The organism is Paenibacillus herberti (assembly GCF_002233675.1).
Classification (GTDB): domain Bacteria; phylum Bacillota; class Bacilli; order Paenibacillales; family Paenibacillaceae; genus Paenibacillus_O; species Paenibacillus_O herberti.
Genome location: NZ_NMUQ01000001.1, coordinates 333,186 through 350,054, shown reverse-complemented (window position 1 = coordinate 350,054; position 16,869 = coordinate 333,186). Strand labels below are relative to the sequence as shown.

The following is a 16,869-nucleotide window of genomic DNA, read 5'->3' as shown; positions in this document are numbered from 1 at the left end:
TAAAGAACGATTATGGAAAAAAATGAGAGAACGAAGGTGAGAGATTGAACTTTATTTTCATTAAACGATTTTTAATAGTAGTAGCAAGTCTTTTCCTCTGGTTTATCATTCACACTACTCTGGTGATAATAGATGGGTTGAATGATGAACTGAAACCTGTTGACGTAGCTGTAGTATTAGGAAATAAAGTAGAAGTTAATGGACAGCCTTCTAATCGGTTAAAAGCAAGATTAGATAAATCCGTAGAACTTTATAATGGGGGCTATTTTACTTTTATCATTGTAAGTGGTGGTATTGGTAAGGAAGGTTTCGATGAGGCAAAGGTTATGAAATCTTACTTAATAGATAAAGGGATACCGGAAGAAAAAATTAAAGAGGATAATAATGGGCTCAACTCGTATATGACCGCCCAAAATACCAGCCAGATTATGAATGAGTTAAAATTAAACTCTGTGATGGTTATTACTCAATATTTTCATATATCTAGGACAAAACTAGCGTTTAAAACAATAGGTATTAAAGAAGTGTATTCTGCTCATGCCAAAATCTTTGAGTTTAGAGATATTTACTCCATAATACGAGAATTCCCTGCCTACTATAAATATCTCTTTAAATACTCTGATTTGCGGTGGTCATTCAACTAATTAGGGACATTAGCTCAATAAAACAGCGTCAGTCGATTTTCTCGTCGACTGACGCTGTTTTATGTGCAGCTGCACTAATCCTTCTGCTTGTGATAGAGGAATCGAGACACCAGGATGCCAACAGCTCCGAGACCGATAAACAAGATGGCTCTGACCGCCGTGGACACACCCGGCAAATCAATAAAGATTACCTTGAGCAACGTCAGAAGCAACAGCACGATTCCCGCCATGCGCACCTTGGCCTGCCGCCAAAACATTCCAACTGAGATTAGAACGACGGCATAGGCTACCCATACGGCCGAAAGCACGAGCGAGCGGCTGTCCGACTCCAGAGATTGTGCGAGTGCAAGCGTGAGCTGCGTCAGGAAAACAAGTACAAGAATGGCGCCGCTCCAAAGCACAACTGGTCCCGGTCCTTCGGGAAAATCCTTCGTGCGGGACGGTCGCAAGAGAAAGTATAACACCGTCCACACTGCAAGAAGGACTAGCCAAGATAGCGTTGCGTCGGACCAAGCTTCTTCAATCGGCGATTTTAGCACAAGCGCAACTCCGATAAAACCGATAATAGCTCCGGCTGTCTGTTGCATCCAGGATTTGAGCTTCAGGCCAAGATATAACGCCAGAATCCCTTGAATGAGCAGCGTCGCTCCGAGGTAATCATCGGAAACTACATTAATGAGCAGTAATAACCAACCAAGCGTAGCGATTACCGCATACAGCTGCAGCCTCTGTCCGACACTTGACCGAAGTAAGTAAGCCGAGACCGTATAGAACAAAGCGAGAGCTGCCATCATCCAGCGGTATTCAGTCTGCTCTAGCATATCAATCATCCACGCGGCATTGAGTGCAAAAGATGCAAACAGCAGCCCTTGCCGCTCCGGCCGAGAGGCGAAGGAAACATCCCTCAGTGACAGCCCATACTGCAGCAGGTGATGAAGCAGCAGAGCGCCGAGAATGATCCAACGCTCACGATCCGAGCTAGCTCCGATGCCGGCCGCAATTGCGGGCAACTGCAACAGCGCATAGGAAGCGACAAAAGTAATCCGGAAAGCGTATCGCCAGCTGATAAGCAGGACGACTGCGGCGAACATCGCTTCATAAACGATGAGGAGCGTCATATTGGGTTCGCTGGAATCGACCAGAAAAGGAACCAGCGTCCCGGCAACTGCGGCCGCAAGCATCAGTGCTTGTGAGCGATAGCGCAGTGCGGTCCCTGCGAATAACACAACCGCAGCGACATATAACACGAAGGCCATGCCCGCACCGATAAAATCGTACAGCATATGCGCCGCAAAAAGCGTCAACACAAGCACACCATTCGCGCCGCCTAGCAGGACTAAGCCAAGCGCGTTGCGCTTCTGGCGCATCCAGCGCACACCTGCCCCGAACATGACAAGAGCAGCAGCCAACCCGAGGAGGCAACGAATCTCCGGTGTAATATAACCGGCGTTCACGGCAGCGAGGAATCCCCATAACACGCCAATCAGCAGCACGATAACGAAGATGCGCGGCAACCAAACTCGGCCGATCTGATGCTCCCAATCGATCGGTTGCGGCGGTTCTTTCGGCGGCCTCGGCGGAGCGTCTAGCATCCCTATCGGAGCAGCCTGCCGCTGCGGCGAGTCTCCCGGCAGCTGCTGCCGTAACGTTGGCGGCAGGGACGACGCGGCTCCTTGCTGGGCAGCCGTAGGCATGTGAGCGCCGATGTTTTGCTTTTGTGAAGATGCTCCTTGTTCCTGTGACAAAATATTCCCGAACCGCTGAAGCTGTTGGCGCAACTCGCGAATCTCTTGTTCTAGCTGCTCGACTCGATCCTCTAAATGGTTTGGCTTCACTTGTAAGCCTCCTTCACTCTACAACCTACCTCAGCTAATCGCGCCGTGCCTGATCCTTAAGCAGATCACGGATCTCAATTAACAACTTCTCCTCGCCAGTCAGCACCATCTCCTGCTTTGCCTGGCCATTTTCCTCCACCTGCTCCTTGCGCTTAAGCTTGGTCAACAGCCGGATGAACATGAAGATAGAGAACGTAATAATGAAGAAATCGATGATCGTTTGCAAAAACAACCCATACTTCAGGACGGTTTCACCAAATTTGAATTCCAGTCCCGAAACATTAACACCGCCGAGCAGCATGCCCACAAGTGGGGTGACGATGTCATTAACGAGCGAGGTGACCATCTTGCCGAACGCCGCGCCGATAATGACCGCGATCGCAAGTTCCATAATGTTGCCCTTCATGGCGAAGGCTTTGAAGTCCTTCCACATATATCCTTTCACTCCTTATCCAATTACTGAATCTATTATACAAAAATTATGTTCCCCGTTCATTGCGAAACCGGCAATTCCTCGCGTACCAGCCTCAGCAGCAGAAATTGCATTCCTGCCAATACAAGCAGAACGATAGCAATGGCTGCGGGTTGTAGATTTCCGGCAAACAGCAGCAAAATCGAAATCGATACGATGCGGCCGCCGTTGAGGAACAGCTCCCGCATAATGACCGACTCCACCCGCAGTTCCCCTTTAAGCGGCAGCGTCCCAATCAGTCGGTAATAGTATGAAGTGAGCGTATTCATCGCAAGCGGATTGAATACCGAGAACAGCATCATGAAAAGCACGACTGACCATAAACTGACCTCTATTAGCAGTAGCGATGAACCTAACGTAATGCCGGTCGAAGATAAGAGCAGATACTTTCGGGCGTTCTCTTTTTTAGCGATGCGGGAGAGCACATAACCCGTGGCGACAATCAAAGCGGAGAAAAACACGCCGAAGTAGCCAACCCAGTCCTCGCGCCCAAGCGTAAGGAAAAGCAAAATGTTGGGTAAAAACAACATAATGCCCTGGAAAAGACCAAAAATGAAAAAGCTATACAGGCCGTGCCGCCAGCGGCGGTGTTTACTCATGAGCAAGCCCATCAATCTCAAATAAAAAGTCCGGTGCCGGGCTGGCTGGAGCGGAATGCGGAAGCTGACGGTGGCGGCAATAAGGAACATAACAAATGCTAGGGAGAAAATTATAATGTATCCCCTCAGCCCCTCGCTGCTCTGGATAACAAAGCCGGCAAGCGCCGGACCCGCTAATCCAGCGGCGTTAAACGCAATCATATTGATCGCGAGATAACGAATCCGGTTCGTCTCCGTCGAGACATCGTATTGCAGCACCAGATAACCAACCCAGTAAAAACCCGACGCAATGCCGTTTAACAGAGCGAATAACACGAAAAATTCAGCCACGTTTTCCTGGGCCACAATGACGAGTAAATAAAACAGCGCATTCATCAATATACCAAGCCGGTATGTAACCATGCGGTCCTTGCGCTTGGCCAGCCAGCCTCCCGCTGCAAAAGCGGCTGGAGCAATTCCGAATACCAGGATGTTGTACAATCCGTTGATCACCAGATCCTGGGTCAGCCGCCACAGGTAGAGGTTTAGAAACAAGCCCGACATCGAAGATCCGAATTGAAAACAAGCATGGATATTCAACGAGATAATCGCGTTTTTCCCCAGCCTTCTTTCCGGCGGAAGCACCGCCCTCTCTTGCCGCCTCCACCATTTTCTTGATCCCATTGTCCGTCGCTTCCTTCCATCTATCCCCGGGCTGCCTGATTTGCATCCGCCCGCTTTTGCGGCAGGGAAGTTAGTCAATGCGGATTATAACACCATTCCTGTAAAGCGGCATCTCGCATAAGGCCGAAAAAAGCCGGTATATAGGGCAAATAAGCCTCCTTCGCTCAAGGAATGAACGCCAGCCCATTGATTCATCGGCAATCATAGTTTTAGAGGATATTAAAGCTAAAAAAGACCTGACGGCACTCTGGCCCCCAGGTCTTCACTACTTATTATTCGCCTCCAACTTATCTTTATCTGTTAAACACTGCTATTTTAAGCCGGCAGAACCTTAACTGAGCTGGCCTTGTCATTCCACCCCCCTAAGCTTGAATTACTGGAAGTATAAGTAATAGAATTTCCTTGGTAGTTGCCGTTTTCATAAATGACAGCCTTGTAAGGACCGACGATTCTAACAGAAGAGGCTTGATCATGACCGAGAATCGTAGTTCCCATATCGGGCACATCGGATGTCAGCTGGACAAACGATCCTTCATAGTTGGAATGTTGATAGAGAAACACTCCGTTAGCGTTTGTTGTAGGGGTAACTTTAATGGAGCTGATTGTATCTCCCCATCCTCCGAGGCTGGCAGATCCACTCACGTTATATTGATAGGAATTGCCTTGGAAGTTCGGGTGCTCAAATACTTGAACCGTGTAATTGCCTACGATCTCAATTGATGAAGCTTTGTCGTCGCCGACATAGGTCAGGGCCATATTGGGCTCATCCGCAGTCAGGCGCACCCTTTTACCCAAATAGTTTGTATGTTCGTACACAAATACGCCGTTATCAGAGCCTGCGTTTTCGACGCGCAGTGAGGTTAAATTGTTGTCCTGCCCCAGTGTCGCAAGATTCGCAATGCTGGAAGTCAGTACCGTTTTTGTGCCGGAATAGTTCGGATCAGCGAACAGCTCGACCTTGTAAGGGCCGACGATTTTAACGGAACTGGCCGTGTCGTTACCAACGATGAATCCGGTAATATCATCGGTATCCCCAAGGAAACGGTTCACGTTACCCTGATAGTTCGGATGTTCGTACACATACACGCCGTATTCCGTATTGCTGGAGTCTTTTTGTTTCATATTCAGCCTTTTGATAACGTTTACAATATCATTATAATTGAAGAAGTCGAGCATGATCACATTAACACCCTTGCTCGGCCAATCGCTTTGCAGCCCGTTCATCGCGATTGCATTGGTGGCTGCGGCTACGCTTGCTACGGAGGTGCCAACGGCTGGAGTGACGACAGTTTGCAGCACATGCAGTTTGTTCGTATAACTTGCTGCGACGTTGACTTCCGCTTCAAGCTGAGGCTTCAAGTTTCCGGCACTGCTCTCGTTCATCCAGGCCGACCGCATCGCTGCGTTGCGATCCCACACCCACGGCTCGTTCGTGAACTGGCTCGGAACAGCACCTGACGCTTTAGTTGTCGCGCCGGACCAATAGTTATGAGTACCGTAATAAACGATGACTCGTTTGTTCTCATTCCAAAGCGTGCTGAGCGGCGTGTTGATGCCATATGATTTTGGAACGAGTTTGTCGCCAAGGTAGTACAAAATGCGCTCTTTCAAGTGAGTGTAGCTCGTATTGCTCATAGAATAGAAATGCTGAAAATCAAGCACGACGACCTCTTTCGGGTTGGCATCCAGAAAGCTCTTGGTGGACTGCAGAATGCTCTCCATGTATTCGCCGTATAACCCGTGCATCGTTCTCAGCGTCGTTTCTTGATTCTCGAAGTTGACCCCGGAAAAATACTGATTCGGACCGACCCGCAGATCCAAATAGCGAATGCCTGCATTGAGCTGCTCGCCTACATTGAGATCCTGAGTTCTGGATTGACTTTTGACCGTGCCTGTAGGAATGACGTATTGATAGATTTGTGAGGTATTGATTAGATCGGGGGCCAGCGACTCGTCGAAACCACCGTCATTGAAGACGCCGGTTCCGGAGTCATGTGTACCTGGAAGTATGACATTGCGGAGCGTAGTATTGGCAAAATTGGGATTGACAGCACTGACTTGCTCCATCCAGTTTTTGTTCGTGGAGGAGTTAAAATCTGCGTTCACCTTAGAAGGAGGGACAATCGCTAGGCTAGCAAACAGCGTACACAACGTTAAACCTAACATCCAACCTTGCTTCTTGCGCATTCATACACGGCTCCTTTGAGTGATCCCGTTTTTTTGTATGGATGAGTCGCTGATGAAACGTCTGGTCGGCAGAAGGGATAACTTTCATTGGTTATCAAGCCTCAACAAATAAAGGCTGGGAAAACGCCGCATATCCTCCTTCCAAGTAAGCTGCAATCCGCACATACCCTTCATCGCCCTTGCACTCGTATTTAACCTGAGTCAACCTTCCAGACGTTTCATGCAGGACGTGGCCATCTTTGCCAAAAAAGCTTATATATTTATACATGTTGTCCAGCAGCTTGTTGGAACGAAGATTGACCGTTATCGTACCTTCATTCGATTCGATGGAGTCAAACCCGTAACCGCTGGATACATAGAAGCTTCCATTTTTAAGGGCTTCAACGATTGATTCGCGCGTGTTTTCCTTTGCCAGAACCATATTCCAGGCTCGTTTATCCTGACCATATACATGAGAATCGTCATTACCGAAGCCCCAAACTTTCCGACCTGCAGACAGCAATAGATCCCACTTGTCAAAAGCGATATCATACTCTGGGTTGCCGTCTCCGTTGTAAACCTCGATGCCTAGGTAACGCTCCATCTTGAACATGTCCCCTTCTCTCCAATAATGGGAGAAAAAGCGATTCGGATGCGCAAGCACGGCAAAACCGCCGTTCTCATTAGCCATATCCACATAACGCTGATAGTTCGGAATCGTAAACTCGTTTGTATATCCATCCATCATGCTGCGGTCAGGCTGAACAACTAGCATATGCGTTTGGCTACTACTCACTTCAATCGCCTCGAACAGCGTCTCAATTCCGGAATTATCGGTATGCTCGGTAATTTTATCATGATCGGATATGCCGAGAAAGTCATAACTTCCATACATTTTGTAAACTGTCTCAAGCGAAAACCAGCCGTCGCTGTTCGTAGTATGGTTATGGAAACTGCCTCTCAGCCAAGTTCCTTCTCCAGTATAAGGATTGTGTATTTTCACCGTACGACCACCCTTTCTATTGTCGACGAATTACTCCTTAATGGAGCCAATCATCGCACCTTTGGCAAAATGACGCTGAACAAACGGATAAACCAAAATAATAGGTGTTACTACGACAATGATTGTTGCCATCTTCAAAGAGTTAGCAGTTACCTGGATTTTTGCCAGTCTTTCGTAATTGGCAACGCCAGCCGCTTCCGTCAGTGTATCCCTCAAGGCTTCTGCGCTAAGCAGCATTTCCTGTAGGAGCGTCGACAGCGGACGAAGCTCTTCCGAACGAATATAAAAGGCTCCGGTGAACCAATCGTTCCAATGTCCAACAGCGGTAAACAAGGCGATAACAGCAATTACAGGACGACTCAGAGGCAGAACGATTTTCCAGAATATAGAGAAGTCATTATATCCGTCAATGCGAGCCGATTCTTCCAGACTGACATGAATTTGCTGAAAAAAGGTCCGGAATATAATTAGGTTCCAGGCGCTGTACAAGCCCGGCAGGACGTAGATCCAGATGTTATCCAACAGATGAAGAGATTTATACAACATATAGGTCGGAATAATTCCGCCGCTAAACAACATCGTGAAAAAGATAAACATCATGAAAAACTTGTTGCCTGGCAGCGTTTTGCTTTTCAGGGCGTATGCAGCCATTGCCGTCAAAAGCACCCCTGCAAACGTGCCTACAACCGTGCGGAAAATCGAAACGCCGAAAGCAGAAGCGATATTCGTCGATTCAAATACCTTTTCAAAATTTTCGAGGGACCAAACCCTCGGCCAGAAATAAATGCCGCCGCTCTCCGCATCTTTGCCTGCGTTGAATGCCAGTGCCAGGATGTTCAAGAAAGGAAGAACAATCGATAAACACAGCGCAATGATGAGCATGTAATTGATGAATTTTAGTGCCTTTTCCCCAACGCTTAGCTTATAAAATTCATTCCCCATATCTTGCTCCTCCTTATAAAAAAAGCAGGCGGCTGAGCGGTTGCCGCCGCCTGCTAGCCTATACAGGCTGTCTTAACGAGATGGCTTGAACTTAATTTTAGTTTTAGGATCGCTGTTCTTTTCTTCAAGGAGCTTGAGGTAGCCGTCAAGGTTGGCCGCCTGCATTTGTTTCAGCGCTCCATCCAGGATTTTTTGAGCTTCCTCTTTACTGTCGCTGTAGTAAGCTTTAACGAGGCTGTCTTTATAGTTGGTGAATGCCTCGGTTAGATCCGTTCCTGTTGGGAATTCGCTTAGGAACGATTTTGGCGTATAACCGTCAACTGTAATTGCGTTAGCTACTTTTTCATCCCATTTCCAGAACTCTTGAGCTTTAAGGCCGATCCCAGTTGCTCCGGTCAATTTGTCACCGTAATTCTCTTCGCCATAGTCAGCCATGGGGTCGGTGTCAGTTTTGCCAAAAAGTTCGCCCCAGTAATTCCCTGCTCCTGCAAAGCCCAGTTTTTGCGACTCTGCACCATTACTTGCTTTAAGATCAAGCACTTCTTGTTTCGGAATCGGATTGCCTTTGTCGTCAAGCGTGTAGTCGCGTCCTTCAAGACCGTATTGCCACAGTATCTTGCCTTCGCGGCTTGCCATGAAGTCGGCAAATTTAACGATTTCTTCCGGTTTTTTCGTAGTGGCTGGAATAGCCCATGCACCACCAGCGCCTTTGAAATCAACTTGCATTTGATAAGGATTTCCTTCTACATCGTTGAACGGTCCCAGCGGCAGGTAGTGCAAATCCTGGTTAAACGGCAGGTAGCTATGCATATCCCCGACGATTGCCCATGAACCGTTCAGAGCGCCTTCTTCCGCACGGCTTTGATCGACCGTGAAAAACTCCGGATGCATCAGCTTTTCTTTGAGCATCTTTTGCATGAACTCTACTTTTTTCATCGCTACAGGAGTTTGAATTTCATGCAGGATTTTGCCGTCTTTACCTTGGTAGATCCATTGATCCGTGTCGCCCCATTGCAGATCGCTGAAGATTTGGCCGAGCTCTTTGCCGCCCCAGTAGCCAGGTCCAATCGGGATAACCGGGTTGCCGTTGTTATCCTTGAAGTTGCCGGCCTGAATTTTCTTCGCCAGATCGTACAATTGCTCATGCGTTTTAATTGAGGATGGATCGATCTTGAGAGCCTCTGCGATATCCTTGCGGATGTACGGACCGCTTATCAATTTGCCAGCCTTGCCGCCCTCACGGTTGATGTTCATATGCACAAAGTAAGTAGAACCGTTAAATTCCGGGCGGAACATAACACCGTAGTTTGTATCGATAGGCAGGTAGTCTTTCTCAAGGTATTTGCTGTAAACTTTAGTATCTTTAAGGAACGGTGTCAGGTCGGTGAACATACCTTCGCGAGCCGCCTTGAGCACAACCGGCATCTCCTGACGACCGCTGTTGTTCAAGTAGAAAGAAATGAAGTCTGGCAGGTCGCCCGACGCGATTCCGGCGGTCAATCCCTCGATGGCTTTGTTTGCTTTCATAATTTCTACTTCATACTCGATACCAGTCCGTTTTTTGATTTCAGCCAAAATTTCAGGATTGATATCAGAGGTTTGATCATCGGTTCCCATAAAAATAAGTCCTTTAATTTTACGATCCGCGATCCAAGTAGCCGGCTTGTCTGCCGGAGCCTCCGTCGATGAAGGCGCGTTGTTTGCTGCAGGCTCATTGTTGCCGGCATTGGAGCAACCAGCCAACAGAGAGGTCACCACTAATGGTATTGCAACTAGCTTTCCCCACTTCTTCCTCATGCTTTTATCCCCTTTTCCCCAAATTAATCTATGAAGACGCGTCCTGCGTTTTCATCATGGTTGAGATCTTGCAATTACTCTGGTATCGCTTTCATACCGAGTACTGCAGCTTACTGACTGAATACATTAGTAAGCTGCATGGAATCGTTACCACAAGGAAGTGTCGGATACTTTCCGTGAAATCCGGTTAGCGAGTATAACAAGAATGAACCCAATAATACCTTGCATCATGCCAACAGCTGTTGCGTAGCCGTATTGACCTTGCTGTAAACCGACTTTAATAATATAAGTATCCAAAATATCGGCTAGATGCATATTGCCTGGCGTCCGGAGCATGTAAATCTGGTCAAAACCGGCGGACAGGATGCTTCCAAGCGATAAAATGAACAGAATAACTACGGTTGGGGCAATGGAGGGAAGCGTAATATGCCATATTTCACGAAGCTTGCTGGCTCCGTCGATTTTGGCCGCCTCATACAGATCGGGACTTACTCCGGCGATAGCCGCCATGTATATGATGGAGTCCCATCCGATTGACTTCCACACAAAGCTACTGAACATAACTTGATAAAAATAGTTCGCTTCCATCATATAGAATGTACTGCCGTCACCGCCCAGCTTAGCGATTATCTCGTTCAGCAATCCAGTATCTGGAGCGAGAATACGCTGTGTGAGGCCCATGACAACAACCCAGGATAGGAAATGCGGCAAGTACAAAATGCTTTGGGAGAAATTTTTGAACCATTTGCTACGGATTTCATTGAACATAAGCGCTAATATGATCGGGAATGGCAGGTAAAGGAAGAGCTTGATACCGCTAATGATAAGCGTGTTGCGGATGAGCTGTTTGGCTTCGTAGGAGTTGAAAAACGCTTCGAAATACTTCAAGCCGACCCAGGGACTTCCCAGTATGCCCGCATTGAATTTGTAATCCTTGAACGCCATCAACAATCCGCCTAGAGGAATGTAGGAGAAGATTAAGAAGAAAATGACACAAGGCAATAACATCATGTACAGATATCGATGAGTCGAGATGCTTTTCCACAGCTTGCTTTTTGGCTTAACCGATGATGACACAGACGACGTAACAGGCTGCATAGTACGGGATCACCTTCTTCTTTGTAAGTTTTGCGATTTTGGAAGAGGCAGTAAAAATTTTCTGATAACGATACCATATCGAGTTAAAAAACATGCGCTCTCACATAAACGAAGAATCTGAAAGCGCTTACCTCATATAAACATTATAGCACAGCACGACCCAAAACGGAACACATTAACACACTCTTAATAATTGAATTAATGCCTCCGGCCTTCGTGTCGTGATGGCATCAACACCCAATTCGATATACGTGTTTAAGTCCTCCGGCTCATTGACCGTATATACCCAGACGATCAATCCCTTGGCGTGGGCAGCGTCAATTGCTTCCTTTCGGCAAGTTCTGAAATTCATGTTTAATCCCAGATAACCAGCCCGCAAAGCTCTTTCGCAGATCTCTTCGGTAAACTCGGTATAATGTTCCTCATACTGGGACGGCAAAGTATAGGGAGTGTTCATGAGCACTTCGATTCCCGGGTAAAGCTGCGGAATCCCTTTGGAGCTGCCTGTTATATAAATCTGGTTTTGAGATTCCATTTCGATAACAGTACGCATCGTTGCCTCAATGCTATCGAGACTTTTAATATCCAGATTGAGCTTAACCTCATACGATTTTGCGACACGAAGCACCTCATCCAGCCTGACGATAGAATGTTCGCTGTGCTCAAGATTCAATTGCGCTATGATCTCGGGCTGAATGAGCTGCGAGTACGTATGTGTATGAAGAAGCGGTGAGTCATCATGCAGTAGAACCGCTACGCCATCCTTCGTCGCCCGAACATCCACTTCCACGATGTCCGCACCAGAATGAATGCCCTCCATAAATGATTCCATCGTATTATCCGGTGCTTTACCGCAGCCCGTATGGGCTGCAATTCTCGGTCTTTTCATCGTACGAGGCTCCCTCCTAGCAATTCAACTAGCTTGTTGTAAGACTTCTTTCCCGAGATCAAGATACCTGCAACATCTGCTCCAGTTTTACAAGATTTTCATAACTGATGGCTAGACTATCCAGCGGGTTGCCCGGGCAGTAATCCTGCTCTACCGCGAACCATTCAACGCCGTTTTCCAGCCCCCACTTGAGAATAGGAGCAAAATCGATGATGCCCGTACCGATCTCGGCAAAAGTCCGCCTTTCGTCGGCCGTCATGTCTTTCAAGTGCAAGATCGGCATTCTACCGGCGTAATTCTTAATGAATGCAAGTGGGTCCTGATCCGCCTTTTTCACCCAGTACGTATCGATTTCTGCATAAATGTCTGGGTTCTCCAGCATATATTGAAGCGCAAATTTCCCGTCAATGATAGTATGAAACTCAAAATCGTGGTTGTGGTACCCGATTCTGCAACCGCTGCCGCGGACTTTTTCCGCGGCATCCAGCAAGTTAGCGCGTACGTCGATATAACCTTGCGTATGCATCAGCTCATCAGGAAGCGAATGGCAAATGAGATCTTTCGTTTCAAATAACCGGGCCTCTTCAAGCACTGCGTCCAGATCCTTAGTAAGCCGCTGCAGGCCTACATGCATACCTGCAGTTTTCAATCCGTTCGCTTTGACTTCCGCGGCAATTTCCTGGGCAGAGTATCCATGCAGCCCATCGATCTGAACGGCGGCCCAGCCCATCTTTTTCACTTCTCTCAAGAGGGCGGGGAAGTCCTTTTTAGCTTCATTTCTTAAGGTGTACAGTTGTGCTGCCAGCTTTTCACGAATCATCTTGGCATCCCTCCGTTTTTGCTATTCATCCTCTTTGAACACGGGTTGCAGCCGGAGCTCAAAGCGGAATTGTTTGTCATCCATTCGATACGGCTCAAGAAGATCCGGACCGCAGGAGTTTGAACCGACTCCGCTCATTTTGTAATCGAGATGCACAATCGTTTCTTTTCTCTTTTTGAGCTTGTAATCATGATCGGCCTCTACCAGATCCTTTGGCGTAAAATGCGAAGCGCTGAAGGATATCGGCTCCTTACCGGAAAACTTGATTCCCATCCCTAACTCGTTGGACACGATGGCCCACTCTGTGCCAAAACGTGAGCCATGCTCCTGCGGATGAATGTATGGCACATACATTTCGTCCACCGTTTGCAAATAACGGCCCCATTTTGCGTTCAGGCGCATATCGATGTAGCTTTCATGCGGTCCGTATCCCAGATACTCAACTTCTTCCATACCTTCCGGCATCGTCAGACATAACCCGAATCTTGGTAAAAACGGATTCTCGGACTCAACCTGGACATCCATCACAACATCAATGGCTCCGAATTTATCCACCGACCAGATTGCCTCGCCGCGAAGAATGGTAAATTTGCTCACCGCGCCAAGCGAGAAACGCGATTTGATGGAAATCGACGAATCGTCTTGCTGCTGCCATTCACAGTGGTATGTTTTCATGAAGGCTCGGTCGTATCCGACTTTTCTCCAATCATGCCTGATCTTCGTATCATTATCCGTAGGTGCTCGCCAAATCGAGATTGACGGAGAGCCTTGAAGCATCTCTACCCCGTTCTTGGAAATTCTCGTTGGCATACCGCGCCGCAAGCTGAATGTGTAGCTGAAATCATGACCGTCCACTTGCAGCAGATCGCCCTGCTGGACGGCTGTAATCGGATTGATCCGGCGCAGTGCTGGAGCCGGCTCTTCAATCCGCTGTACAGGCAATTCCATTTGCGCAACAGCAATTTCATATCCGTGCTCGGCCCATACCGTTTTTTCTTTTTGCCAGCAAGATAAAGTAAGGACATAAGTTCCAATTGATGTTTCCGGCAGCTCATAAGGCAGATGGATCGTTGCTGTTTCATGAGGTGAGACAGCACCAAACTCTGCTTGGCCTTGGGCTACTGGCACTCCGTCCTGCTGGATCGTCCAGTGCAGTCCCACATGGGATAGCGAGATAAAGTCATAACGATTGGTCACTCGAATTCCGCCGCTTGCTAAGTCGCCCGGTTCAAGCAGGATCGGTGACATAACTTGTTTAAGCTCCAGCAAGCCTGTATGCGGAACACGGTCAGGCGATACTAATCCGTCTAGGCAGAAAATTCCGTCATTCGGAGTGTCGCCGAAATCTCCGCCGTAAGCATAATAAGGTGTGCCGTCTGCCGTTTTGGTCAAAATGCCGTGATCGCACCATTCCCACACGCAGCCGCCCATAAGCTTCGGATAGTTGTAAATGACGTCCCAGTAGTCCTTCAAATCCCCCGGGCCGGTTCCCATCGCATGGCTGTACTCGCATAGGAACAATGGTTTCGTTGAATTCTCGTCTTTAGCATACGCTTCGATTTCCTCTGACGAAGTGTACATCCTGCTTTCGACATCAATGAATTCAGTGTTTGGATTCCCGAGATTGATCGGCGCGGCTCCTTCATAATGAACCGGTATCGAGCTGTCACGGCGTTTGGTCCATTCGGCCATCAAAATATGATTTTCACCGTAGCCGGATTCGTTGCCCATGGACCACATAACGATACATGGATGGTTTTTATCCCTTTCGACCATGCGGATAGCCCGATCCAGGAATGCACTCCGCCACTCGGGCAGGTTGGACAGACGATGAACGTACTCATCTTCCCACTTCTTGCCGGCTACACCCATGCCATGCGATTCCAAGTCTGCTTCGTCTATTACATAAAAGCCGTATTCATTACATAACTCAAGGAAACGCGAGTCGTTCGGGTAATGGGAACTTCGGATCGTGTTGATATTGTGACGTTTCATTAGATTCAAATCTTTGATCATATGTCGGATCGGAACCGTTTGCCCAAGCTTCGGATGAGAATCATGACGATTAACACCTTTCAGCTTGATCGCCTTACCGTTCACTTTAAAAACGCCGTCTATGATCTCGATTTTGCGGAATCCGACTGGGAACAGGAGCGTCTCTTCGCCGGCTTTGACAATAAGACGGTATAAATAAGGCCGCTCGGCATTCCACAACTCAGGTTTTTCCACTTGGAGCTCGATCTCCCCTTTGTGGTCAACCGCCGCTACGGCACTGCTGATTCCCCTGCCGTCCCCATCAAGCAGCTCCACTGTGACATCAAGATGTGCACTCGTTTCCAGCTCAACACGCAGCGTCGCTTGCCCAAAATCCTCTGTAAAAAACTGCTTGTTGAACACATCACGGATATGAGACTGCTCTCTTGCTAGCAAGTACACGTCACGGAAAATTCCCGAATACCGCCATACATCCTGGTCCTCCAGGTAAGTTCCATCACACCACTTCAGCACCATGACTGCGATGCGGTTGGTACCGTTCTGGATGTGCGAGGATATTTCGAATTCAGCTGGAACGCGGCTGCCTTGGCTGTATCCTACAAATTGACCATTAACCCATACATAAAAACATGCGTTGACACCTTCGAAGACGATATATTTTCGTTTGGATTCCCATTGCCCGGAAACTTGGAACTCTCTTGTATAAAGCCCTGCTGGATTATCGTCGGGAACAAATGGTGGATCACAAGGAATGGGATAGTTAAGATTTGTATACTGCATTTGGTCGTAACCGTTCGTTTGCCAGCAGGAAGGAACGATCAGATCATCCCAGCCGCTCGTGTCGGCATTATTTTCATAGAAGTTGTAGTTCACTTCTTCAACTGAGGTGTGATAGCGGAATTTCCAGCTTCCGTTCAGCGTTTGGTACGCTTCCGATGTGCTGCGCTTACCCGATTGGGCGGCTTCGATACTATTGTAAGGAATGTAGTAAGTTCTTGGCGTCTCTCGATTCACGTGCAACGTTTGGGTGTCTTCCCAATACTTATTCACATTCATTTTGATTTTCCCCTTTTAAATACGAGCATATTGTTCACATCTATCTGGTATCGATACCAGAAGGAGATAAAACCGCTTTCTATTACGCATACCATTACTGGCAAGGGTACTCACATTGGTACTCTTATCGAGCTTGTCGGCTGTTCGTCCTGGTATCGTTACCATACAGACACAGATTGTTTTGGAATCGTTTCCATAAGTTCGCTTTTAGTATACGTCCTTGGGCTTAAGCTGGCAATACCTAAAGTTATTTCCTTTTTGTTAAGACGCATCGGAAACGCGCTGCTGCAGGTCGGCGAGCGCTGCGCCATGATCAATTACGACCCTGACAACCCTTCGCTGCTCAAAACGGTGCATCAATCGTTCCAGATCCGATTCTAAAAAGACTCATAGAATATGGTATCTCTCCAGGATTGGAGGTGTCACTTACAGATGATGCCTGAACAGGGGAGTCAAATCTCTCACCGATTAACTCTTTACTCCCAATCGTCTTGCCAGGGCGAGAGCGCAATGTTTCACGGCAATGTTAGAATCTCTGATACAAACAGCGTGATAGGGGAGCCCAGAGCCTGCGCTTCTTCTCCAGCCGCATCGGCGTAATGCGTGCTGTTTTTTCGGAACCTGGATTCCAGGGCAAGTTTCGAATTTCTCGCGGCAGCGTTTCGACCGGAGCTAATCTGAACGATTTGATTGCCATTCAGCCGCCACTGGAAACGTCGTTCGTGGGCAAACGCACCTCTTTTTGTACGATTTGAATGATTTATCGTACAAATCTAAAAAATCAGCACTGCCCGAATTCACTTTGAGTGAAAAATCATACAATTTGCGCATGACCGCCCCAATACGAGACTGACTTGGTTACTACTTAGGCAGCTATTTAATTAGATTCC

The 16,869-nt window shown here is 47.7% G+C and carries 13 protein-coding genes; 2 read left to right on the top strand and 11 right to left on the bottom strand.

Translation table 11 applies throughout. The annotated features are described in order from the left end of the window. Positions 1-44 precede the first annotated feature (44 nt). The gene (locus CGZ75_RS01675) at positions 45-644 is read left to right on the top strand and encodes a YdcF family protein (RefSeq protein WP_089522554.1); all 600 of its coding nucleotides are present in this window, start codon (positions 45-47) and stop codon (positions 642-644) included. 74 nt (positions 645-718) lie between these two features. Here the strand turns inward: CGZ75_RS01675 and CGZ75_RS01670 are convergent, their stop codons facing one another. The 11 genes from CGZ75_RS01670 to CGZ75_RS01620 all read right to left on the bottom strand — a co-directional run bounded on the left by CGZ75_RS01670 (position 719) and on the right by CGZ75_RS01620 (position 15,979). Beyond that, positions 719-2,479 (bottom strand): DUF2339 domain-containing protein, encoded by a 1,761-nt coding sequence (locus tag CGZ75_RS01670; RefSeq protein ID WP_089522552.1) that lies wholly within the window; start codon positions 2,477-2,479, stop codon positions 719-721. Positions 2,480-2,513: 34 nt separating this feature from the next. Then, complete coding sequence (gene mscL / locus CGZ75_RS01665; protein WP_089522550.1) at positions 2,514-2,912, bottom strand: large conductance mechanosensitive channel protein MscL; 399 nt, start codon at positions 2,910-2,912, stop codon at positions 2,514-2,516. A 59-nt stretch (positions 2,913-2,971) separates the two neighbouring features. Next, entirely contained in the window at positions 2,972-4,213 is a 1,242-nt protein-coding gene (locus CGZ75_RS01660; RefSeq protein WP_089522548.1) for an MFS transporter, read from the bottom strand. Positions 4,214-4,528: 315 nt separating this feature from the next. Then, on the bottom strand, positions 4,529-6,400 hold the full coding sequence (locus tag CGZ75_RS01655; protein ID WP_089522546.1) for a beta/gamma crystallin-related protein: 1,872 nt from the start codon (positions 6,398-6,400) through the stop codon (positions 4,529-4,531). Between the two features lie 94 nt (positions 6,401-6,494). Next, a complete protein-coding gene (locus CGZ75_RS01650; RefSeq protein WP_089522544.1) occupies positions 6,495-7,382 on the bottom strand; it encodes a CehA/McbA family metallohydrolase in 888 nt (295 codons plus the stop codon). Positions 7,383-7,412: 30 nt separating this feature from the next. Further along, complete coding sequence (locus CGZ75_RS01645; protein WP_089522543.1) at positions 7,413-8,324, bottom strand: carbohydrate ABC transporter permease; 912 nt, start codon at positions 8,322-8,324, stop codon at positions 7,413-7,415. A gap of 72 nt (positions 8,325-8,396) precedes the next feature. After that, entirely contained in the window at positions 8,397-10,121 is a 1,725-nt protein-coding gene (locus tag CGZ75_RS01640; RefSeq protein ID WP_089522541.1) for an extracellular solute-binding protein, read from the bottom strand. Between the two features lie 147 nt (positions 10,122-10,268). Continuing rightward, complete coding sequence (locus CGZ75_RS01635; protein ID WP_089522539.1) at positions 10,269-11,219, bottom strand: ABC transporter permease; 951 nt, start codon at positions 11,217-11,219, stop codon at positions 10,269-10,271. Positions 11,220-11,394: 175 nt separating this feature from the next. Continuing rightward, complete coding sequence (locus tag CGZ75_RS01630) at positions 11,395-12,108, bottom strand: glycerophosphodiester phosphodiesterase (protein WP_089522537.1); 714 nt, start codon at positions 12,106-12,108, stop codon at positions 11,395-11,397. 58 nt (positions 12,109-12,166) lie between these two features. Then, the gene (locus CGZ75_RS01625) at positions 12,167-12,928 is read right to left on the bottom strand and encodes a sugar phosphate isomerase/epimerase family protein (RefSeq protein WP_245850663.1); all 762 of its coding nucleotides are present in this window, start codon (positions 12,926-12,928) and stop codon (positions 12,167-12,169) included. A 21-nt stretch (positions 12,929-12,949) separates the two neighbouring features. Then, a complete protein-coding gene (locus tag CGZ75_RS01620; protein ID WP_089522535.1) occupies positions 12,950-15,979 on the bottom strand; it encodes a glycoside hydrolase family 2 TIM barrel-domain containing protein in 3,030 nt (1,009 codons plus the stop codon). A 258-nt stretch (positions 15,980-16,237) separates the two neighbouring features. On the opposite strand from CGZ75_RS01620, the gene CGZ75_RS26130 reads away from it, so the two are divergent. Further along, positions 16,238-16,360: a hypothetical protein gene (locus tag CGZ75_RS26130; protein WP_281255093.1), complete on the top strand. Its 123-nt coding sequence runs from the start codon at positions 16,238-16,240 to the stop codon at positions 16,358-16,360. The last annotated feature ends 509 nt before the right edge of the window (positions 16,361-16,869 follow it).